The 19,169-nt window shown below is 68.3% G+C and carries 22 protein-coding genes; 10 read left to right on the top strand and 12 right to left on the bottom strand.

All coding sequences use genetic code 11. The features are described 5' to 3' along the window. Nucleotides 1-32: 32 nt before the first annotated feature. The 4 genes from dxs to A5756_RS08265 form a co-directional block, all read right to left on the bottom strand. Nucleotides 33-1,946, bottom strand: coding sequence for a 1-deoxy-D-xylulose-5-phosphate synthase (dxs, locus tag A5756_RS08250; protein ID WP_066950280.1), 1,914 nt, complete (start codon nucleotides 1,944-1,946; stop codon nucleotides 33-35). A gap of 68 nt (nucleotides 1,947-2,014) precedes the next feature. Then, nucleotides 2,015-3,478 (bottom strand): potassium/proton antiporter, encoded by a 1,464-nt coding sequence (locus A5756_RS08255; RefSeq protein ID WP_082948096.1) that lies wholly within the window; start codon nucleotides 3,476-3,478, stop codon nucleotides 2,015-2,017. Between the two features lie 132 nt (nucleotides 3,479-3,610). Further along, nucleotides 3,611-4,807: a class I SAM-dependent RNA methyltransferase gene (locus tag A5756_RS08260; RefSeq protein ID WP_066950283.1), complete on the bottom strand. Its 1,197-nt coding sequence runs from the start codon at nucleotides 4,805-4,807 to the stop codon at nucleotides 3,611-3,613. A gap of 29 nt (nucleotides 4,808-4,836) precedes the next feature. Next, on the bottom strand, nucleotides 4,837-6,831 hold the full coding sequence (locus tag A5756_RS08265) for an APC family permease (protein ID WP_066950286.1): 1,995 nt from the start codon (nucleotides 6,829-6,831) through the stop codon (nucleotides 4,837-4,839). 129 nt (nucleotides 6,832-6,960) lie between these two features. On the opposite strand from A5756_RS08265, the gene A5756_RS08270 reads away from it, so the two are divergent. Both A5756_RS08270 and A5756_RS08275 read left to right on the top strand, forming a co-directional pair. Continuing rightward, nucleotides 6,961-7,629, top strand: coding sequence for a TrkA family potassium uptake protein (locus A5756_RS08270; protein ID WP_156659340.1), 669 nt, complete (start codon nucleotides 6,961-6,963; stop codon nucleotides 7,627-7,629). Nucleotides 7,630-7,697: 68 nt separating this feature from the next. After that, nucleotides 7,698-8,375: a TrkA family potassium uptake protein gene (locus A5756_RS08275; RefSeq protein ID WP_066950292.1), complete on the top strand. Its 678-nt coding sequence runs from the start codon at nucleotides 7,698-7,700 to the stop codon at nucleotides 8,373-8,375. Here A5756_RS08275 and A5756_RS08280 read toward each other — a convergent pair. Together A5756_RS08280 and A5756_RS08285 are read right to left on the bottom strand one after the other, a co-directional pair. Next, nucleotides 8,372-9,013 carry a DUF3159 domain-containing protein gene (locus A5756_RS08280; RefSeq protein WP_066950614.1) on the bottom strand — a complete coding sequence of 214 codons (642 nt, stop codon included), beginning with the start codon at nucleotides 9,011-9,013 and terminating at the stop codon, nucleotides 8,372-8,374. The two genes, A5756_RS08275 and A5756_RS08280, sit on opposite strands and share 4 nt — an antisense overlap. A 74-nt stretch (nucleotides 9,014-9,087) precedes the next feature. After that, nucleotides 9,088-9,456 (bottom strand): OB-fold nucleic acid binding domain-containing protein, encoded by a 369-nt coding sequence (locus tag A5756_RS08285; RefSeq protein ID WP_066950294.1) that lies wholly within the window; start codon nucleotides 9,454-9,456, stop codon nucleotides 9,088-9,090. Between the two features lie 137 nt (nucleotides 9,457-9,593). Here A5756_RS08285 and A5756_RS08290 point away from each other — a divergent pair, with 137 nt between their 5' ends. Then, on the top strand, nucleotides 9,594-10,295 hold the full coding sequence (locus A5756_RS08290; RefSeq protein WP_066950297.1) for an alpha/beta fold hydrolase: 702 nt from the start codon (nucleotides 9,594-9,596) through the stop codon (nucleotides 10,293-10,295). Between the two features lie 10 nt (nucleotides 10,296-10,305). On the opposite strand, the gene A5756_RS08295 is transcribed toward A5756_RS08290, so the two are convergent. Together A5756_RS08295 and dut are read right to left on the bottom strand one after the other, a co-directional pair. Further along, nucleotides 10,306-11,067, bottom strand: coding sequence for a DUF3710 domain-containing protein (locus A5756_RS08295; RefSeq protein ID WP_066950300.1), 762 nt, complete (start codon nucleotides 11,065-11,067; stop codon nucleotides 10,306-10,308). Next, on the bottom strand, nucleotides 11,064-11,528 hold the full coding sequence (gene dut, locus A5756_RS08300; protein WP_066950303.1) for a dUTP diphosphatase: 465 nt from the start codon (nucleotides 11,526-11,528) through the stop codon (nucleotides 11,064-11,066). Before dut ends, A5756_RS08295 begins: the two co-directional genes overlap by 4 nt. Nucleotides 11,529-11,553: 25 nt before the next feature. On the opposite strand from dut, the gene A5756_RS08305 reads away from it, so the two are divergent. Further along, complete coding sequence (locus A5756_RS08305) at nucleotides 11,554-12,039, top strand: DUF3093 domain-containing protein (RefSeq protein WP_066950306.1); 486 nt, start codon at nucleotides 11,554-11,556, stop codon at nucleotides 12,037-12,039. A gap of 13 nt (nucleotides 12,040-12,052) precedes the next feature. Here A5756_RS08305 and A5756_RS08310 read toward each other — a convergent pair whose 3' ends face one another. Then, entirely contained in the window at nucleotides 12,053-12,355 is a 303-nt protein-coding gene (locus A5756_RS08310; RefSeq protein WP_007171590.1) for a DUF4193 domain-containing protein, read from the bottom strand. Between the two features lie 193 nt (nucleotides 12,356-12,548). Here A5756_RS08310 and cei point away from each other — a divergent pair, with 193 nt between their 5' ends. Then, nucleotides 12,549-13,202 (top strand): envelope integrity protein Cei, encoded by a 654-nt coding sequence (gene cei / locus A5756_RS08315; protein ID WP_066950310.1) that lies wholly within the window; start codon nucleotides 12,549-12,551, stop codon nucleotides 13,200-13,202. Between the two features lie 8 nt (nucleotides 13,203-13,210). Here cei and A5756_RS08320 read toward each other — a convergent pair whose 3' ends face one another. Further along, nucleotides 13,211-14,089: an inositol monophosphatase family protein gene (locus tag A5756_RS08320; RefSeq protein WP_066950313.1), complete on the bottom strand. Its 879-nt coding sequence runs from the start codon at nucleotides 14,087-14,089 to the stop codon at nucleotides 13,211-13,213. A gap of 103 nt (nucleotides 14,090-14,192) precedes the next feature. Here A5756_RS08320 and ppgK point away from each other — a divergent pair, with 103 nt between their 5' ends. From ppgK to A5756_RS08335, 3 genes are all read left to right on the top strand, one after another. Then, a complete protein-coding gene (gene ppgK / locus A5756_RS08325; RefSeq protein ID WP_066950316.1) occupies nucleotides 14,193-15,002 on the top strand; it encodes a polyphosphate--glucose phosphotransferase in 810 nt (269 codons plus the stop codon). 176 nt (nucleotides 15,003-15,178) lie between these two features. Continuing rightward, nucleotides 15,179-16,687: an RNA polymerase sigma factor gene (locus A5756_RS08330; RefSeq protein ID WP_082948085.1), complete on the top strand. Its 1,509-nt coding sequence runs from the start codon at nucleotides 15,179-15,181 to the stop codon at nucleotides 16,685-16,687. 101 nt (nucleotides 16,688-16,788) lie between these two features. Further along, a complete protein-coding gene (locus A5756_RS08335) occupies nucleotides 16,789-17,202 on the top strand; it encodes a RidA family protein (protein WP_066950319.1) in 414 nt (137 codons plus the stop codon). Here A5756_RS08335 and A5756_RS25355 read toward each other — a convergent pair. Beyond that, nucleotides 17,151-17,507, bottom strand: coding sequence for a DUF952 domain-containing protein (locus A5756_RS25355; protein ID WP_067789657.1), 357 nt, complete (start codon nucleotides 17,505-17,507; stop codon nucleotides 17,151-17,153). The genes A5756_RS08335 and A5756_RS25355 overlap by 52 nt on opposite strands. A gap of 136 nt (nucleotides 17,508-17,643) precedes the next feature. Between A5756_RS25355 and A5756_RS25360 the strand changes: the two genes are divergently transcribed. Together A5756_RS25360 and A5756_RS08340 are read left to right on the top strand one after the other, a co-directional pair. After that, nucleotides 17,644-17,829: a hypothetical protein gene (locus A5756_RS25360; protein WP_082960005.1), complete on the top strand. Its 186-nt coding sequence runs from the start codon at nucleotides 17,644-17,646 to the stop codon at nucleotides 17,827-17,829. A 65-nt stretch (nucleotides 17,830-17,894) separates the two neighbouring features. Beyond that, on the top strand, nucleotides 17,895-18,890 hold the full coding sequence (locus tag A5756_RS08340; RefSeq protein ID WP_066950322.1) for a YihY/virulence factor BrkB family protein: 996 nt from the start codon (nucleotides 17,895-17,897) through the stop codon (nucleotides 18,888-18,890). On the opposite strand, the gene A5756_RS08345 is transcribed toward A5756_RS08340, so the two are convergent. Next, nucleotides 18,887-19,126 carry a DUF3039 domain-containing protein gene (locus A5756_RS08345; protein ID WP_066950325.1) on the bottom strand — a complete coding sequence of 80 codons (240 nt, stop codon included), beginning with the start codon at nucleotides 19,124-19,126 and terminating at the stop codon, nucleotides 18,887-18,889. The genes A5756_RS08340 and A5756_RS08345 overlap by 4 nt on opposite strands. Between the last annotated feature and the right edge of the window lie 43 nt (nucleotides 19,127-19,169).

Below are 19,169 nucleotides of genomic sequence, written 5' to 3' on the forward strand. Positions count from 1 at the left end.
TTCGCCCGGCTCCGCCGCGCTCCCGATCGCCGCTAGTCGAGGTGCTCGCGGATCTCCGCTTCGGTGACGGCGTTACCCAGCGCGGCCACCCATCCGGTGATGCGGCGGGCCACGTCCTGATCCGTAAGCCCCAGGTCGGCCAGCAGCTCACCCCGCGAGGCGTGCTCGTAGAACCGCTGCGGCAGGCCGACGTCGCGGCACGGCACGTCGATCTCCGCGCGCCGCAGGGCCGCCGATACCGCCGACCCCACGCCGCCGTTGACGCCGTTGTCCTCGCACGTGACGACCAGCTTGTGCTGCCCGGCGAGCTCGATCACGCCCTCGGACACCGGCAGCACCCAACGCGGGTCGATCACCGTAACGCCGATCCCCTGGTTGTGTAGCCGCTTGGCGACCTCGAGCGCCATCGGGACGAACGCGCCGACACCCACCAGCAGCACGTCGTGGTTCAGCCCGGCGGCCGGGACGGCGAGCACGTCGACACCCGCGCGCCGCTCGAGGGCCGGAATGTCTTCTCCCACATCGCCTTTGGGGAACCGAAGCGCCGTCGGCCCGTCGTTGACGTCGAGCGCCTCGCCGAGTTCCTCGCGCAACCGGGTGGCGTCCCGGGGCGCGGCCACCCGCATGCCGGGAACGATGCCCAGCATCGACATGTCCCACATGCCGTTGTGGCTGGCGCCGTCCGAACCCGTGATCCCGGCCCGGTCGAGCACCATGGTGACGGGCAGCTTGTGCAGCGCCACGTCCATCATGATCTGGTCGAAGGCCCGGTTGAGGAACGTCGAATAGATGGCCACCACCGGGTGCATGCCGCCCATCGCCAGCCCTGCGGCCGACGTCAGCGCGTGCTGCTCGGCGATTCCGACGTCGAACAAGCGATCCGGGAACTGTTGCCCGAAGGCGCTCAGGCCGGTCGGACCGGGCATCGCCGCGGTGATGGCCACGATGTCGCGGCGCTTCCTGGCGTAGCCGATCAGCGCGTCGGAGAAGGTGGCGGTCCAACCGGGACCGGCGACTTTGGTGGCCTGCCCGGTGACCGGATCGATGACGCCGCAGGAATGCATCTGCTCGGCTTCGTCGTCCTCCGCCGGGCCGAAACCCATGCCCTTGCGGGTGACGACGTGCACGATCACCGGCCGGCCGAAGCCCCGCGCGTGGCGCAGCGCCATCTCCACCGCGCGTTCGTCGTGGCCATCGACCGGTCCCACGTACTTCAACCCGAGGTCGGTGAACAGCAGCTGCGGTGACAGGGAGTCCTTGATGCCGGCCTTGACGCTGTGCATGAACCGGTAGGCGAGCTCGCCGAAGAACGGCATCGAGCGCACCGCCTCGCGGCCCCTCTCCAGGGCGTGCTCGTAGGCCGGCTGCAGCCGCAGGGTGGCCAGATGGTCGGCGACGCCGCCGATCGTCGGCGCATAACTGCGGCCGTTGTCGTTGACCACGATGATCACCGGCCGCTTCGACGCCGCGATGTTGTTCAGCGCCTCCCAGCACATGCCGCCGGTGAGCGCGCCGTCGCCGACCACGGCGACCACGTGCCGGTTGCGGTGGCCGGTCAGCTCGAACGCCTTGGCCAGGCCGTCGGCGTACGACAGCGCCGCGCTGGCGTGGCTGGACTCGACCCAGTCGTGTTCGCTCTCCGCGCGCGAGGGATAGCCCGACAGCCCGCCCTTTTTGCGCAGGCTTTCGAAGTCCTGCGAGCGCCCGGTCAGCATCTTGTGGACGTATGCCTGGTGACCGGTGTCGAAGACGATCGGATCATGCGGCGAGTCGAACACCCGGTGCAGCGCCAGCGTCAGTTCGACGACGCCGAGGTTGGGCCCGAGGTGTCCCCCGGTCGCAGCGACCTTGTGGATCAGGAACTGGCGGATCTCGGCGGCCAGTTCGCGCAGCTGCTGTTGGGACAGGTGTTGCAGATCAGCGGGCCCGCGGATCTGTTCCAGCATCCCGATAGTCTACGCAGCGAGCGCCGGAACAGCAGGGAGCCTGATGTCGCCGGACTACGAGGGCCGGACTACGAGGGCCCGAAAAGCTCGGCCAGGGTGTCGCGCAGCTCGGGATCCGCCAGCACGACGACCTCGTCACCGGTCTGAAGTTCGGTGTCGCCCCGCACCGGCACCAGGCCGGTGGTGCGGACCACGATGCTCACCCAGATGTCGCCGACACGGTCACTGAGCCCCTCGACCGTGCACCCCTCGGCGGCAGAGCCCGCGGCAACGCTGAAGCGATGGACCCCCTCCGGTTCGTCCGCGAGCCGCACACCTATCTCCCATGGCTGGGTCTGCACGGTGCGCATGGGCAGTTCCAGCAGTCTTGCGACGCCGGGCACCGAGCTGCCTTGCACCAGAACCGAGAAGATCACGACGACGACGACGATGCCGTAGAGGCGTTCGGCGTTGGGAATGTGCGCGGCGCGCAGCAACTCGCCGAGCAGGATCGGCACCGCCCCTTTGAGGCCGGCGAACAGGATGAAGACGCGTTCGTTTCGCTGCAGTCGGACTGGAACCAGGCAGGAACCCACCGCCAACGGGCGAATCACCAATGTTAGGGCCACACCGAGGACGAGCCCGGGAATCCAGACATCGGGATGGGTAAGCACGTTGAGGTCGACGGTCAAACCCAAAATGGCAAACGCGACGATCTCGGCCAGACCGGCCAAGGCGGCGTGGAATCGCTTGATCTCCGGCTTGTAGGGCGCGCGAGCGTCGCCGATCACGATGCCGGCGACGAACACCGCCAGAAATCCCGATCCGTGTGCAAGCGTGGCGATGCCGTACAGCATCAGGATGGATGCCAGCGTTCGTAGCGGATAGAGACCTTCGCTCGGCAGCGCCACGCGGCGCATGAAGACGAGCAAGGCGCGGCCGCCGATCACCCCGACGCCCAGGCCGATCGCCATCTGCAGAGCGAATTGAGTTCCGACGCTGGCGAATCCGGCCGCGCTGAGGCCGCCGGCAGCGATCAGGCCGGACATCAACGAGATGCCCACAGGATCGTTGGCGCCTGACTCGCCCTCCAAGATGGTGCTGCTGCGGCCTCTGATCTCGCGTTTGCCCAGGACAGAAAACACCACGGCCGGATCGGTGGGGGCTACGGCGGTTGCGACGAGCACCGCGGGGAACCAGCTGATTCCGCATGCGTAGTGCAGGACCAAGGCTGCGCCGGCGGCGGTGAGGGCGGTGCCCACGACGCCGGCCGACAGGATGGGGGCCACCGCCGCGCGGAAACGAGAAGGCCCGATATGCATTCCGCCGTCGAACAGCACCAGCACCAGGGCGATGGTGATTACCTGTTGCACGATCCGCTCGGACGGTGGTTGCACCGCGGGCACGGAGTGCACCACCGCTGCCGTCCCGACGAGCACGAGCAGTGGAACGGGGACCTTGACCCGCTCTGTCAGGCGGTTCGCCAAGACAGCGACCAGACCTACCGCACTGGAGAACAAGATGATGAGCGCGAACCGCAGACCATCGTTCACGATCGCGGCACCCGCAGACGCGACGGCGCTTTGTCGGTAGGCACTCGTGCCTTTCGGTTGGTCGACAGGGACATCGCCGACCAGACTTCCCGGCACACCGCGATGGAGTCTATCGGCTGCGGCGCCCTTCTTCTAATTGCCAGCGGTCAGCAGCGCGACGCATTCGGTGTGATGAGTCAGCGGGAACGCGTCGAACACCTTGATCTTCTCGACGGCATAGCCGCGGCCGAGGTAGAGCCCGATGTCGCGGGCGAAAGATGCTGCCTCGCAACCGATGTGCACTATCCGCGGGACGCCGGCGGCGGCCAGTAGATCGACGATTTCGCGCCCGGCCCCCGCGCGCGGCGGATCCAGCACCGCCACATCGGCGCCGGATCGTTGCGCGTTGAGCACCCGCCGCACCGAGTCGGTGACGACGTGCACCTGCGGCAGGTCGCCCAGCGCGGCCCGGGCGGCGCGCGTGGCCGCGCGCGAGGTGTCGACGCTCAGCACCCGACCGGACTCCCCGACCGCCGCGCCGAGCGCCGCGGCGAAAACGCCGGCGCCGCCGTACAGGTCCCACGCGGTCGCGCCGGTGCCGGGCTGGGCCCAGTCGGCGACCAGGCGGCTGTACACCGTCGCCGCGCCGCGGTGCGCCTGCCAGAAGGCCGTCACCGGGATCTGCCAGCTGCGGCCGTCGACGCGCTGCACCGCCTCGTAGCTGCCCTCGACGACCTTGGTCGCGGTCTTCCTGCCCTGCCGCAGCGTGCGCACCACGTGGCGCGCACCGTCGTCGTCCACGACGACGTGCAGCTGGGCGGCCGGCGGCCAGTCGGATTCGGCGATTCCGTCGAGCATGCCGGCCGGCAACTGCGCGCAGCGCAGGTCGGTCACCAGCTCGTCGCTGTGATACCGGTGAAACCCGGCGCGGCGGTCGGCGCCCACGTCGAGCCGGACCCGGGTGCGCCAACCCGTCGGCCCGGAGTCCGACAGCGGTTCCGCCTCGCCATTCCAGCGGTGTCCGCCCAGCCGCTCCAGCTGATTGACCACCACTTGCGCCTTGATCGCGCGGGCCGCCTCCGGGGCGACGAACGCGAGGTCACAGCACCCGGCACCGTCCACCCCGGCGATGGGACACAGCGACTCGACGCGGTCGGCCGACGGCTCGAGCACCTCGACAACCTCGGCGTGCCAATAAGATCCACGGTCGGCGGTGACCCGCACCCGCACCCGCTCACCCGGCAACGCGTAACGGACGAACACCACGCGCCCCTCGTGGTGCGCCACGCAGCTGCCGCCGTTGGCCGGGGCGCCGGTGACCAACGTGAGCTCCTCGTGCGGGGGCAGCACCGCCGCGGGTGCGCGGGGGGATTCGCGGGTCAATCGAAGATTCCCCGACGAGTGTCCCCCGGAGCCACGTGGTGCTCCAGCGTCTGCAGCCGCTCCGACGAATTCAGTTGCCACGGAACGGAAGTCACCATTACGTTGGGCATGAACAACAGCCGGCCCTTGAGCCGCAGCGCGCTTTGGTTGTGCAGCACCTGCTCCCACCAATGGCCCACCACGTACTCGGGGATGAACACGGTGACGACGGTGCGCGGCGATTCCTTGCTGACCCGCTTGACGTAATCCAGTATGGGGCGGGTGATTTCGCGGTACGGCGAGGCGATGACCTTGAGCGGCACACTGATGTCGCTTTCCTCCCACTGGTGCACCAACTCGCGGGTTTCCCCGTCGTCCACGCTGACGGTGACCGCCTCGAGGGCGTCGGGGCGGGTCGCCCGGGCGTAGGCCAGCGCGCGCAGCGTCGGCAGATGCAGCTTGGATACCAGCACCAGCGCGTGATTGCGGCTGGGCAACACCACGTCGTGCTGGGCGGCGGCCTGCTCCTCCAGTTCCCGGGTGACGGTGCCGTAGTGCCGGTGGATCATCTTCATCATCCCGAACAGCAAACCCATCGCGAACAGCGCGATCCACGCGCCGGCGACGAACTTCGTCACCAGGACGACCAACAAAACCGCGCCGGTGGAGAGCAATCCGACCGTGTTGACGACCCGGGAGCGCATCATCTTGCGGCGCGCACGCGGGTCGGTCTCGGTGCGCAGCAATCGGGTCCAGTGCCGCACCATGCCGATCTGGCTCAGGGTGAACGAAATGAACACCCCGACGATGTACAGCTGGATCAGGGCGGTGACCTCGGCGCGGAACGCGATGATGGCCAGCAGCGCGGCGCCGGACAGGAACAGGATTCCGTTGGAGAACGCCAACCGGTCCCCGCGGGTGTGCAGCTGGCGCGGCAGGTAACTGTGCTGCGCCAGCACCGAGCCGAGCACCGGGAACCCGTTGAACGCGGTGTTGGCCGCCAGCACCAGGATGAGCGCGGTCACCGTGGCGATCAGCAGGAAGCCGATGTGGAAGCTGCCGAACACCGTTTCCGCCAGCTGGGTGACCAGGGTCTTCTGGTAGTAGCCCGGCGGGGCGCCGGCCAGTTGTGTGGCGGGATCCTCGACCAGCTGAACGCGGATCTGCTGGGCCAACACGATGATGCCCATCAGCAGGGCCACCGCGATCGCCCCCAGCATCAGCAGCGTCGTCGCCGCGTTGCGCGACTTGGGCTTCTCGAAGGCCGGAACGCCGTTGCTGATGGCCTCCACACCGGTCAGCGCCGCGCAGCCCGAGGAGAAGGACCGCGCCACCAGGAATGCCAGCGCGAAGCCGACGACCTGGCCGTGCTCGGCGTGCATCTGGAAGCCGGCCGACTCCGCGCGCAGCGGGTTGCCCAGCACGAAGATCCGGACCAGGCCCCAGCCGATCATGATGAAGACGCCGACGATGAACGCATAGGTCGGAATGGCGAACGCCAGCCCGGACTCCCGGATTCCGCGCAGGTTCAGCGCCATCACCAGCAGGATGGCCGCCACGCAGAACCACACCTTGTGCTGAGCCACCAGCGGGATGGCGGAGCCGATGTTAGACATCGCCGACGCCGTCGAAACGGCAACGGTGAGAACGTAATCCACCATCAGAGCGCTGGCCACCACCAGGCCGGCGGTGTCACCGAGGTTGGTGGTGACCACCTCGAAGTCGCCCCCGCCCGACGGGTAGGCGTGCACGTTCTGCCGGTAGCTGGCCACCACGACCAGCATCACCGCGGCCACGGCGAGGCCGATCCAGGGCGTCAACGCGTACGCGGACAGGCCGGCCACCGAGAGCATCAGGAAGACCTCTTCGGGCGCGTACGCCACCGAGGACAACGCGTCGGAGGCGAACACCGGCAAGGCGATCCGCTTGGGCAGCAGGGTGTGACTCAGCCGGTCGCTGCGAAACGGCCGGCCAATTAGCAACCGACGCGCTGCGGTTGAAAGTTTGGACACGAGAGCCAAGAGTAAGCCCACAAGGGTTTGGCGGTAGCTTCGTATTCGAGAATGTTTGCCGACCCGAAATCGGCTGGCCGACGTCGGTTGCCGATCGGGGACGCAGGACGCAGCCGAGAGGATCGGAAAGTGCGAGTAGTGGTGATGGGCTGCGGCCGCGTCGGTTCCTCGGTGGCCGACGGGTTATCGCGGATCGGCCACGATGTCGCGGTCATCGACCGCGACAGCACCGCCTTCAACCGGCTCAGCCCCGAGTACGCCGGGGAGCGGGTGTTGGGGCAGGGGTTTGACCGGGACGTATTGCTGCGGGCCGGCATCGAGGAGGCCGACGCATTCGCCGCCGTGTCATCCGGGGATAACTCCAACATCATCTCGGCGCGGCTGGCCCGGGAGACCTTCGGCGTCAAGCGCGTCGTCGCCCGGATCTACGACGCCAAGCGCGCCGAGGTCTACGAACGCCTCGGCATCCCGACCATCGCCACCGTGCCCTGGACCACCGACCGCCTGCTCAACGCGCTGCTCCGCGACACCGAGACCGCGAAATGGCGGGACCCGACCGGCACCGTGGTCGTCGCCGAGGTCGTCCTGCACGAGGAGTGGATCGGGCACCGGGTCACCGATCTCGAGCAGGCCACCGGCGCCCGCGTCGCGTTCCTGATCCGGTTCGGTGCCGGCGTCTTGCCGGAACCGAAGACGGTCATCCAGGCCGGCGATCAGGTCTACGTCGCCGCGATCTCCGGCCGCGCGGCCGAGGCCATCGCCATCGCGGCCATGCCACCCAGTGAAGACCTCGGTTAAGGAGCGGCGAATATGAAGACCGCCGACGACGAAGAAGCCGGCGCAGCCGGGTTTAAGGAGCGGCGACCATGAAGGTAGCTGTCGCCGGGGCCGGCGCGGTCGGCCGCTCCGTCAGTCGCGAACTCATCGGCAACGGCCACGACGTGACGCTCATCGAGCGCAACCCCGATCACGTCGACGTCGACGCCATCCCCGCCGCCCACTGGCGGCTCGGCGATGCCTGCGAGCTGAGCCTGCTGGAATCGGTGCACCTACAGGACTTCGACGTCGTGGTGGCCGCGACTGGCGACGACAAGGCCAACGTCGTGCTCAGCTTGCTGGCGAAGACCGAATTCGCGGTGCCGCGGGTCGTGGCCCGGGTCAACGATCCCCGCAACGAGTGGTTGTTCACCGACGCCTGGGGCGTGGATGTCGCGGTGTCCACGCCGCGCATGCTCGCGTCGCTCATCGAAGAGGCCGTCGCCGTCGGTGATCTGGTGCGGCTCATGGAATTCCGTCGGGGGCAGGCCAACCTCGTCGAGATCACCCTGCCCGACGACACGCCCTGGGGCGGCAAGCCGGTGCGCCGCCTGCAACTGCCCCGGGACGCCTCGCTGGTGACGATCCTGCGCGGCCCGCGCGTGATCGTGCCCGAGGCGGATGAGCCGCTGGAGGGCGGCGACGAGCTGCTCTTCGTCGCGGTCGCGGAGGTCGAAGAGGACCTGCGCAAGCTCCTGCTGCCGGACGGCCCGCCGCTCGAGGGCTAGTCGCGGACGGGATCGGCGTCGACCTGGACGTCGGTGTCACCGACCGCCGGCAGGGCGCGCTGCACCGCTTTGATCGCCGCGTACGTCGCCAGCGCGGCCGCCACGGTCAGTGGCCACCCCATCGCGATCCTCGCGACCGCCAGCCAACCGGTCTGGTCGGCGTCATAAAGCAGGCCCTGGACGACGAACCGGGCGGCGAACACCAGCACCCAGCAGACCGAGGCGATGTCGAACGCGTAGACGGCCCGGGGCACGTCGCGCCATCCGCGACCACGCCCGCTGGCCCAGCTCCACGCGTAGCCGACCAGAGGCCGTCGGATGACGACCGACACGGCGAACACCACCGCCCACGCCAATGACATCCAGATGCCCAGCAGGAAGTAACCCTTGGACTCCCCCACGATGTAGGCGATGAGCGCGCAGATGGCGACGCCGAAGAAGCCCGAGAATGCCGGCTGCGGCGATTCGCGCCGGATCAACCGCCATACCAACACCAGCGCGGCGACGGCCAGCGCGGACCCGATCGCCACGAGCAAGCCGGACACGCTCGAAGCAATGACGAAGATCACAACGGGCAGCGACGAATAGATGACACCGCTGACGCCACCCACCTGCCCCAGCAGACGTTCCGGTGTGATGCGGCTGGCGCTCGCGGGTTCGGGCGAGCCCGACTCATGCGGTCCCGGACTCGACCCCCGATCGGCGGGTCGAGTCACCGCTGAATTTCGTAGTGCGGGTTGTAGATGGCCTTGGTGCCGTTCTCCAGCTTGCCCAGCCGGCCCCGCACCCGCAGCTTGCGGCCCGAGTCGATGCCGGGTATCCGGCGCTGGCCCAACCAGACCAAAGTGACGGTGTCGCTGCCGTCGAACAGCTCGGCGCGGACACCGCCCGCACAGGCCTTGCCGTTACATTCCACGCTGCGCAGCGTGCCGACCATGGTGACCTCTTGGCCACGCTCGCAATCGATGACTCGTTGCGCGCCGGTGAGTGCGACCTCGTCGGACAACTCCTCCGAGTCGCGTTGCTCCGGAGCCTCCGTCAAGCGGCGGGTGAGCCGGCGCAGATATCCCTGGGCCCCCATGGCCCCTCCTGACAATGCCGATAAGCCTTGGCGCTTCCATTTATGCCAACGGACACCGTAGACCTGTTGGTTCCCGCGCGCCAACCGACTCAAACACCGCTGTTGGGCACAACTGAACGCCGGGGCAATATCAGGGGATGACTGTCGATCTGCGGGGTGTCACGACCGTCTTGCTGCCCGGCACGGGGTCCGACGACGACTACGTTCGCCGGGCTTTTTCGGGCCCGTTGCGCGAGGCCGGTGCCCTGCTGGTGACCCCGCCGCCCAACCCGGATCGGTTGATCGACGGCTACCTGTCCGCTTTGGATGCCGTCGCGCGCACGGGCCCGATCGCCGTCGGCGGCGTCTCGATCGGCGCGGCGGTGGCGGTCGCCTGGGCACTGGCGCACCCGGACAGGGCGGTGGCCGTCCTGGCCGCGCTGCCGGCCTGGGCCGGGGAACCCGAAACGGCGCCCGCGGCACTCGCGGCGCGGCACACGGCATCGCAGCTCCGTGCCGACGGACTGGAGGCGACGACCAACCAGATGCGGGCGTCCAGCCCGCCGTGGCTGGCCGACGAGCTGGCGCGGTCGTGGCGCGCCCAGTGGCCACAACTGCCCGACGCCATGGACGAAGCCGCCGGCCATGTGGCGCCCGACCACGCCGAGCTGGCCCGGCTGGCCGTGCCACTGGCTGTCGCATCCGCCGTCGACGATCCCATCCACCCACTCCAGGTCGGTGTGGAGTGGGTCGCCGCCGCGCCGCGGGCCGCGCTGCGGACGGTGACGCTCGACCAGATCGGCTCGGACCCCGCCGCGCTGGGCGCGGCATGCCTGGCCGCCCTCGCCGAGCTGAGCTAGCGGCTTTGGTTCAGCCCCCGGAGGTGGTGCGCAGCTGCTGCATGGCCGAACCGTCGACGCTGCGGCGCGCCGCCGGCTGGTTGGACCCCTCCTGCTCCTCGCCTTGTTGGGCCTGTTGCGCCTCCGCCTCCTGGGCCTGCTGGGTGGCCGCGGCTTCCCGCAATTGCTGCGCCATCGGCTCGGGCAGCTGCACGGTCAACGGCGTGCGCACCGGAAGCGGTGTGTCACCGCGGCGAACCACGGTGTCCGCCAACGCCGCTCGCGCCTCCTGCTCGAGGGCTTCCATGGTCTCGTGGGGGCCGTTGATGACGCAGCGGATCATCCACCGGTAGCCGTCGACTCCGATGAAGCGCACCGCACCGGAGGCGGAGCCGACCACTTCGCGACCCCAGGGGCCGTCCTTGATGCTGACTTTGGCCGAGTCCTTGCGCAGCGAATCCGCGAGTTCACTGGCCACTTCGCGCCACAGGCCGCCCGTCTTCGGCGCCGCGTAGGCCGCGATGGTGAAGCGGCCGTTGGGCGTGACGACCCACACGGCGCTCGGAACGCCGGTCTCGGTCAGTTCGACCTGCAGCTGGCCGGCCTCCGGCATCGGAATGAGCACCGAGCCCAGGTCCAGGCGCGCGAGCTCCGCGACCGACGGGTCCTCGAAATCGTCGATGTCGAACGGGCCGTCGAGTTCTTCGTCGAACTCTTCGTCGATCGGATCGGCGACTGCGTCCACCGACTCGTCGCTGTCGTCGTTGCTGGAACGTCTGTTGAGTGCCATCACAAACTCGCATGTCCGCCGGAGGAACCGTGGCCACCGTCGCCACGGGATGTGTCGGCGAGGCCGGCCTCGTCGAACGACGACACCTCGACCAGCTCTACCAGCTCGACCCGCTGCACGAGCAACTGGGCGATGCGGTCGCCGCGGTGCACCACGATGGGCTCGGTGGGGTCGAGGTTGATCAGCGCGACCTTGATCTCGCCGCGATAGCCCGCGTCGATGGTTCCCGGACTGTTGACGATCGAAAGCCCCACGCGCGACGCCAATCCCGAACGGGGATGCACCAACCCGACCATCCCGAACGGGATCGCCACGGCCACGCCCGTGCGGACCAGGGCGCGTCGCCCGGGTTCCAGCTTGAGGTCTTCCGCGCTGTAGAGGTCCACCCCGGCGTCGCCTTGGTGGGCGCGCGTGGGCAGAGGAAGCTCGGGATCAAGACGGACGATGGCGAGACTGGTCGACACGGGGCCACAGATTACCCTTGACTGCGTGTCCGGTACGCGCGTCGCGCCGCACAGTGTGCGATATCGCGAACGACTGTGGGTGCCATGGTGGTGGTGGCCGCTGGCCTTCGGGCTGGCGGGGCTGATCGCTTTCGAAGTCAACATGGGTGTCGCCCCCCGGCCTTCCTGGTTGCCGTACGCAACGCTCTTCGCGGTGGCGGCCGGAGCCCTGCTGTGGCTGGGCCGCGTCGAGATCCGGGTGACCGCCGACCCGAACGTCCCTGGCGGGGTCGAACTGTGGGCCGGCGAGGCGCACCTGCCGGTCACCGTGATCGCCCGGTCCGCTGCGGTCGCCCCGTCGGCCAAGTCCGCGGCCCTGGGCCGCCAACTCGACCCGGCCGCTTTCGTGTTGCATCGGGCATGGATCGGGCCGATGATCCTGGTCGTCCTCGATGACCCGGACGACCCGACGCCGTACTGGCTGGTGAGTTGCCGCCACCCCGAGCGGGTGCTTTCGGCATTGCGCAGCTGATCCCGAAGCCCGGTCAGGCCGCGCAGTCGGTACAGATCATCAGGCCGTTCTTCTCGCTGGCCAACCGGCTGCGGTGTTGCACCAGGAAACAGCTCGAGCAGGTGAATTCGTCGGCCTGCTTCGGAATGACGCGAACTGACAGTTCTTCCCCGGACAGATCGGCGCCGGGCAGCTCGAAAGACTCAGCGGTTTCGGATTCGTCGACGTCCACCACGGCCGAAGCCGCCTCGTTGCGTCGCGCTTTGAGCTCCTCCAGCGAGTCTTCCGAGACGTCGTCGGTCTCGGTACGCCGTGGAGCGTCGTAGTCGGTAGGCATATTCGTTTCCCCTGCCCTATTGCCTCTTCATGCCTCGTGTCTCAGGCATCGCTTTGTACCAGCGTCGAACGCATCCACCAAATGATTCGTGCCCGGATGGCCGCCCGGTTATGTGTGATTTACGTCACACACCCATCTTTGCCCTTGCGTTCGCCTTTGAACAGTGCGTTTAGGGTGTGACTAGAGTGCACCTGTGGTCGCACAAATCACCGAGGGTACCGCCTTCGACAAGCACGGCCGGCCCTTCCGGCGACGCAATCCCCGCCCCGCCATCGTCGTCGTCGTTTTCCTGGTGGTGGTGACGGCCGTGGTGTGGACGATCGCACTGACCCGGCCGGCGAAGGTGCACGAGGTCGCGGTGTGCAACCCGCCGCCGAAAGGGGCCGGGTCCGGGGCGCCGGCTCAGCTCGGTGAGCAGGTGTCGCGAAGCGCGATGATGGACGTCACACCCGCCAAACTCAGCGACACCAAGGTCCGCGTGCTCAACGCCAGCGGCCGTGGCGGGCAGGCCGGCGACGTCTCAGGCGCCCTCAAAGACCTCGGGTTTGCCCAGCCGACGGCCGCTAACGATCCTCTGTATGCCGGCACGCGGCTGACCTGCCAGGGCCAGATCCGGTTCGGGACGGCGGGGCAGGCCACCGCGGCAGCGGTCTGGTTGGTGGCGCCGTGCATGGAGCTGTTCAACGACAGCCGCGCCGACGACTCCGTCGACCTGGCGTTGGGTACGGACTTCACCGCGCTGGCCCACAACGACGACATCGATGCCGTGTTGGCCACGCTGCGTCCCGGGGCCACCGAGCCGTCAGACCCCGCGCTGCTCACGAAGATTCACGCCAGCAGCTGCTGACGGCGGCGTCAATCGAGAATCGGGTCGAGGCCGTCGATTTCGTCCAGGGCGGCCAGCAGCTCGTCGGCGATTCCCGGCGCGGCGGCCAGCACCAGGCCGGCGCCCTCAATGTCGTTCGCCGGCAACGAAACCCGCGCCCCCGCCTCGGCGGCGATCAGCGCGCCGGCGGCGCAATCCCACGGCTGCAGGCCGTGCTCGTAGAACGCGTCGAGCCGGCCCGCCGCGACCATGCACAGATCCAGCGCCGCCGAACCGATCCGGCGGACGTCGCGAACCACCGGCAGCAGCCGCGCCAACAGCGCCGCCTGCGTCGCCCGTCGCTGCCGTGAGTACCCGAACCCGGTGCCCAGCAGCGCCATCGACAAATCGTCGACCGCGGCGCACCGCAGCGTCCGCACCCCCTGATCGTCGATGACATGCGCGCCCAGGCCGGTCGCGGCCGAGTACACCCGGCCGGCGACGACGTCGGCGACCGCGCCCGCGACCGACACGCCGTCGACTTGCACGCCGACCGACACCGCGTACGCCGGGATGCCGTAGACGAAGTTCACCGTGCCGTCGATGGGATCGAGCACCCACGTCACCGCGCCCGCGGGGGTCCCCGCCGGGTCGGCCGGGCCGCCGCCCTCCTCGCCGAGAATCGGGTCACCGGGCCGCAATTCGGCCAGCCGGTCCCGCAACAGGCGTTCGGTCTCCGTGTCGACGACGGTCACCGGATCGGTGGGGGTGCTCTTCGACCGCACCGCGCCGTTGCCCGGAAGTTGCGAGGCCGCCGCGGCCTCGCCGAAGACCTCGGCGCGGCGGCGCCGCACGAACGCGGCGGCCTCCGTGGCCAGCGATTCGGCCACCGTGCGCAGCCGGGCGGGCTCGTCATCTCCTCGGGTCACCCGTCTATCGCATCACAGGCGGCACGGCCCCGCAGATGCCCCGTAGCCGCACCGGCGCCGGGCTAAGGTGGGCGGACAGCCTCAGCCACGTCCAGGAGCTTCGATGACCAGCACGGACTCGACCACGGATACGCCCGGCACCGGCGCCGCCGTCGGCACCCCACAGCGTCGGGGATTCGGCATCGACGTCGGCGGCAGCGGCATCAAGGGCGGCATCGTCGACATGGACACCGGGCAGCTGATCGGCGAGCGGATCAAGCTGCTCACCCCGCAGCCGGCAACGCCGCCGGCGGTTGCCAAGACCATCGCCGAGGTGGTCAACGCGTTCGGCTGGACCGGTCCACTCGGGGTGACCTATCCCGGGGTCGTCACCCACGGTGTCGCCCAGACGGCGGCCAACGTCGACAAATCGTGGATCGGCTGTAACGCGCGCGACATCATCAGCGCGGAGTTGGACGGCCAGGACGTCACGGTGCTCAACGATGCCGACGCCGCGGGGCTGGCCGAGGAGCACTACGGCGCGGGCAGAAATCAGTCGGGTCTGGTGGTGTTGCTGACGTTCGGCACGGGAATCGGCTCCGCGGTCATCCACAACGGCGTCCTGATACCCAACACCGAGTTCGGGCATCTCGAGGTCGGCGGCAAAGAGGCCGAGCAGCGCGCGGCGTCGTCGGTCAAAGAGAAGAACGGTTGGAGCTTCGAAAGGTGGGCCAAGCAGGTCACCCGGGTGCTGGTGGCCATCGAGAACGCGGTGTGGCCGGACCTGTTCATCGCGGGGGGCGGCATCAGCCGCAAGGCCGACAAGTGGCTACCGCTGCTCGAAAATCGCACCCCGGTGGTGGCGGCTGCCCTGCTCAACACCGCCGGAATCGTCGGCGCGGCCATGGCCTCCACCTCGGACGTGACGCACTGATTTTCGCCCGGCAGAGCCGTTCGGCCGCTCACTGTCGTTACAATGGTCATCGGCGACCGCCCGAACGTTAGCGTGCAAACACCCACGCTGATCCAACGCCGACATCGACATAGCAGACACTTTCGGTTAACCATGCCCATTACCCACCGAAGGTGAGCCCAAACGAAGGGGTGTAAGTGGCACCGACCAAGGCCAGCCCGGCAACCGATGCGCCGGTGAAACGGACCGCCACCAAGTCTCCGTCCTCCCCCGCCAAGCGCTCGGCGGCCAAGGCCGCTAATGGGTCCGCCGCTCCCGCGAAACGCGCCGCCAAGGCGCCGGCAAGCGCGGCCGAGGCCGGCTCCGCCGCCGACACCAAGAAGACCCGCGCCGCCAAGGCACCATCGGGCCGCGGGACCAAAGCGGCCAAGGGTGCGCCGGCGGAGGCCGAGGTCGACCTGGAGGCCGTCGAAGATCTCGACGACGCGGAGCTCGACGCCGAGCCCGGCGAAGACCTCGAGATCGACGCCGCCGACCTGAGCCTCGACGACCTGGAGGAAGACGACGTCGCGGCCGACGGCGAGGACGCCGAAGTCGACCCGCCCGACACCGACGACAGCGAGGAAGAGGCAACCACCCCGCCCGTCGTGGCCGTCGCGGCTCCCGCCGACGAGGACGAGGAAATCGCCGAGCCCTCCGAAAAGGACAAAGCCTCCGGCGATTTCGTCTGGGACGAAGACGAGTCCGAGGCGCTGCGTCAGGCGCGCAAGGACGCCGAACTCACCGCATCCGCGGACTCGGTTCGCGCGTACCTCAAGCAGATCGGCAAGGTCGCGCTGCTCAACGCCGAGGAAGAGGTCGAGCTGGCGAAGCGGATCGAAGCCGGCCTGTACGCCACGCAGCTGATGGCCGAGATGGCCGAGCGCGGCGACAAGCTGCCGGCCGCTCAGCGTCGCGACATGATGTGGATCTGCCGCGACGGCGACCGCGCGAAAAACCATCTGCTGGAAGCCAACCTACGCCTCGTGGTGTCGCTGGCCAAGCGGTACACCGGCCGCGGGATGGCGTTCCTGGACCTCATTCAGGAAGGCAACCTGGGCCTGATCCGTGCGGTCGAGAAGTTCGACTACACCAAGGGCTACAAGTTCTCCACCTACGCGACGTGGTGGATCCGGCAGGCCATCACCCGCGCCATGGCCGACCAGGCCCGCACCATCCGCATCCCGGTGCACATGGTCGAGGTGATCAACAAGCTGGGCCGCATCCAGCGCGAGCTGCTGCAGGACCTGGGCCGCGAGCCCACGCCTGAAGAGCTGGCCAAGGAAATGGACATCACGCCCGAAAAGGTGCTGGAGATCCAGCAATACGCCCGTGAGCCGATCTCGCTGGACCAGACCATCGGCGACGAGGGCGACAGCCAGCTGGGTGACTTCATCGAGGACAGCGAGGCCGTGGTGGCCGTCGACGCGGTGTCGTTCACCCTGCTGCAAGACCAGTTGCAGTCGGTGCTGGAGACGCTGTCGGAGCGCGAAGCCGGCGTAGTACGGCTGCGCTTCGGCCTCACCGACGGCCAGCCGCGCACCCTCGACGAGATCGGCCAGGTCTACGGCGTCACCCGCGAGCGCATCCGCCAGATCGAGTCCAAGACGATGTCAAAGTTGCGCCACCCCAGCCGTTCCCAGGTCTTGCGCGACTACCTCGACTAGTAACCCCGAGCGTCCTCGCCGGACCCGTTGCCGCGCAAGGACGCTCAGCGCCCCCAGAAAATGCGTCGCGCCGCCGGCGTGGCCGTCGTACGGTGACTCCCATGTCAGCCAGCCGCACAGTGGTGTCATCCGGCTCCGAGTTCGAAGCGGCCGTCGGCTATTCGCGCGCGGTGCGGGTCGGCCCGCACGTGTCGGTAGCCGGAACGACAGGCGCGGGACCCGCTGGCGACATCGCGGCCCAGGCCCGAGATGCCTTGCGCCGGATCGAGATTGCACTGCGGCAGGCGGGAGCGGCGCTTACCGACGTGGTCCGCACCCGGATCTATGTCACCGACATCTCCCGCTGGCGCGAGGTAGCGGCGGTGCACGCGGAGGTCTTCGGCGTCATCCGTCCCGCGGCCACCATGGTGGAGGTGTCCGCGCTGATAGCGCCCGAGCTGTTGGTCGAGATCGAGGCCGACGCCTACGTGGATCCCGCGACCGGCGGGAAGGTTCCGTCGGGGCCCGGGCGGTAGGCCGTGACTCTGATCACAGCATCCGTGGGCAGCGGACCGTACAGATGCGGGAACAGCATCGACTCCGGATCCGTTGCAGCTCCTGGCTCCCAACGCACTTCGGAGTGCAGCCGCGCCGGATCGATGTGCAGTAGCACCAAGTCATCGCGGCCCCGGTAGAGCCGGTTCGCCGGCAGGTGAACCTGTTCCGGCGTCGAGAGATGGATGAACTGGCCGCCGGACGCGTGGAGCTCACCGCACGCGCGGGCACGGGCCCACTCGTCGACCCCACACAGATGTACCAGCAGGTCAGGAGCGGAAGTCATGGATGAACACATTAGAGATGCGTCGGAAACGAAACGTTTACAGGCCGTGAGAAACGACACACCCGATAACGATCAGGGAACAACGCGAAAACCCCATACGTCTGAGAGAGTGAATGAAAGCAAGAACGGAGAAGCCATGAATGCAACTCTGACCAGTCCCGAGCTAACCCGTGCGGACCGCTGCGATCGCTGCGGTGCCGCCGCTCGAGTCCGCGCCAAGCTGCCTTCCGGAGCTGAGCTTCTCTTCTGCCAGCATCACGCCAACGAGCACGAGGCGAAATTGACCGAGCTTGCCGCCGTCCTGGAGGTCAGCGGAAGCTAGTTTGGCTCAACTCACCCACGGCCAATGTGGGCTTGTGGGGCAGTCTTCGGTAATGCTGGACGGGTATGAGCGATCAAGTCGCAAAACCGTCCCGCCATCACATCAGGCGACTCAGTCTGAGGACTCTCTGGAAAAGCTGGGACGATTCCATCTTTTCCGAGTCCGCGCAGGCGGGTTTCTGGTCGGCGCTGTCGCTACCACCACTGCTCCTGGGGATCCTGGGAAGCCTGGCGTACGTGGCGCCGCTGTTCGGGCCCGACACGTTGACGGCGGTCGAGAAGAGCATCATCTCCGCGATCCGCAGTTTCTTCTCGCCCAGCGTCGTCAACGAGATCATCGAGCCGACCATCCGTGACGTCACCGCCAACGCGCGTGGCGAGGTGGTTTCGGTCGGCTTCCTGATCTCGATGTGGGCGGGATCGTCGGCGATCTCGGCCTACGTCGACGCAGTGGTGGAGGCGCACGACCAGACCCCGCTGCGGCACCCCGTGCGGCAGCGGCTCTTCGCCCTGTTCCTCTACGTGGTGATGCTGGTGTTCGTGGTGGTCGCCGCGCCGGTACTGGTGGTGGGGCCGCGCAAGTTGAGCGAACACATCCCGGACAGCCTGGCCAACGTCCTGCGCTACGGGTATTACCCGGCGCTGATCCTGGGCCTGCTGGTCGGGGTGGTCATCCTGTACCGGGTGGCACTACCCGAGCCCCTGCCGACGCACCGGCTGATCTTCGGCGCCGTGCTCGCTACGGCGGTCTTCCTGGTCGCGACGCTGGGCCTTCGGATCTACCTGCGGTGGATCACCAGCACCGGCTACACCTACGGCGCGCTGGCCACACCGATAGCGTTCCTGCTTTTTGCGTTCTTCGGCGGTTTCGCGGTCATGCTCGGCGCCGAACTCAACGCGGCGATCCAAGAGGAATTCCCGGCGCCGAAGACTCACGCCCACCGGCTGCGCAAGTGGCTGGAATCCCGGGTGACGGCGCTCAAGCGGCCGGCGGCTTCGGCACCGGAGCCGGCGCCCGCCGACACCGCGACGCTGACGGCCGAGCCGTCGCGGCCGACCTAGCCCTTCTTCATCCGGTCGTAGATCTGCTTGCAATCGGGGCAGACCGGCGAGCCCGGCTTGGCCGCCTTGGTGACGGGAAAGACCTCCCCGCACAACGCCACCACGTGGCTGCCCATGACCGCACTCTCGGCGATCTTGTCCTTCTTGACGTAGTGGAAGTACTTCGGCGTATCGCTGCCCGTCCCGTCGTCGACGCGTTCGTCGGTCTCGGTGCGTTCGATCGTCTGGGTCTCCATACCTGACATTGTGCCCCGTAACTCGCTTCTGCCGGAATTGGTC

The sequence above is a fragment of the Mycobacterium sp. 852002-53434_SCH5985345 genome, from assembly GCF_001667155.1.
Taxonomy (GTDB): domain Bacteria; phylum Actinomycetota; class Actinomycetes; order Mycobacteriales; family Mycobacteriaceae; genus Mycobacterium.

Excerpts from the sequence above, each read along its gene's own strand:
- A5756_RS08275 (WP_066950292.1), top strand. The coding sequence starts at position 7,698 with ATGAAGGTAGCTGTCGCCGGGGCCGGCGCGGTCGGCCGCTCCGTCAGT.
- A5756_RS08335 (WP_066950319.1), top strand. The coding sequence starts at position 16,789 with ATGTCAGCCAGCCGCACAGTGGTGTCATCCGGCTCCGAGTTCGAAGCG.
- A5756_RS08340 (WP_066950322.1), top strand. The coding sequence starts at position 17,895 with ATGAGCGATCAAGTCGCAAAACCGTCCCGCCATCACATCAGGCGACTC.
- ppgK (WP_066950316.1), top strand. The coding sequence starts at position 14,193 with ATGACCAGCACGGACTCGACCACGGATACGCCCGGCACCGGCGCCGCC.
- A5756_RS25355 (WP_067789657.1), bottom strand. The coding sequence starts at position 17,507 with ATGACTTCCGCTCCTGACCTGCTGGTACATCTGTGTGGGGTCGACGAG.
- A5756_RS08290 (WP_066950297.1), top strand. The coding sequence starts at position 9,594 with ATGACTGTCGATCTGCGGGGTGTCACGACCGTCTTGCTGCCCGGCACG.
- dxs (WP_066950280.1), bottom strand. The coding sequence starts at position 1,946 with ATGCTGGAACAGATCCGCGGGCCCGCTGATCTGCAACACCTGTCCCAA.
- A5756_RS08285 (WP_066950294.1), bottom strand. The coding sequence starts at position 9,456 with ATGGGGGCCCAGGGATATCTGCGCCGGCTCACCCGCCGCTTGACGGAG.
- A5756_RS08345 (WP_066950325.1), bottom strand. The coding sequence starts at position 19,126 with ATGGAGACCCAGACGATCGAACGCACCGAGACCGACGAACGCGTCGAC.
- A5756_RS25360 (WP_082960005.1), top strand. The coding sequence starts at position 17,644 with ATGAATGCAACTCTGACCAGTCCCGAGCTAACCCGTGCGGACCGCTGC.
- A5756_RS08310 (WP_007171590.1), bottom strand. The coding sequence starts at position 12,355 with ATGCCTACCGACTACGACGCTCCACGGCGTACCGAGACCGACGACGTC.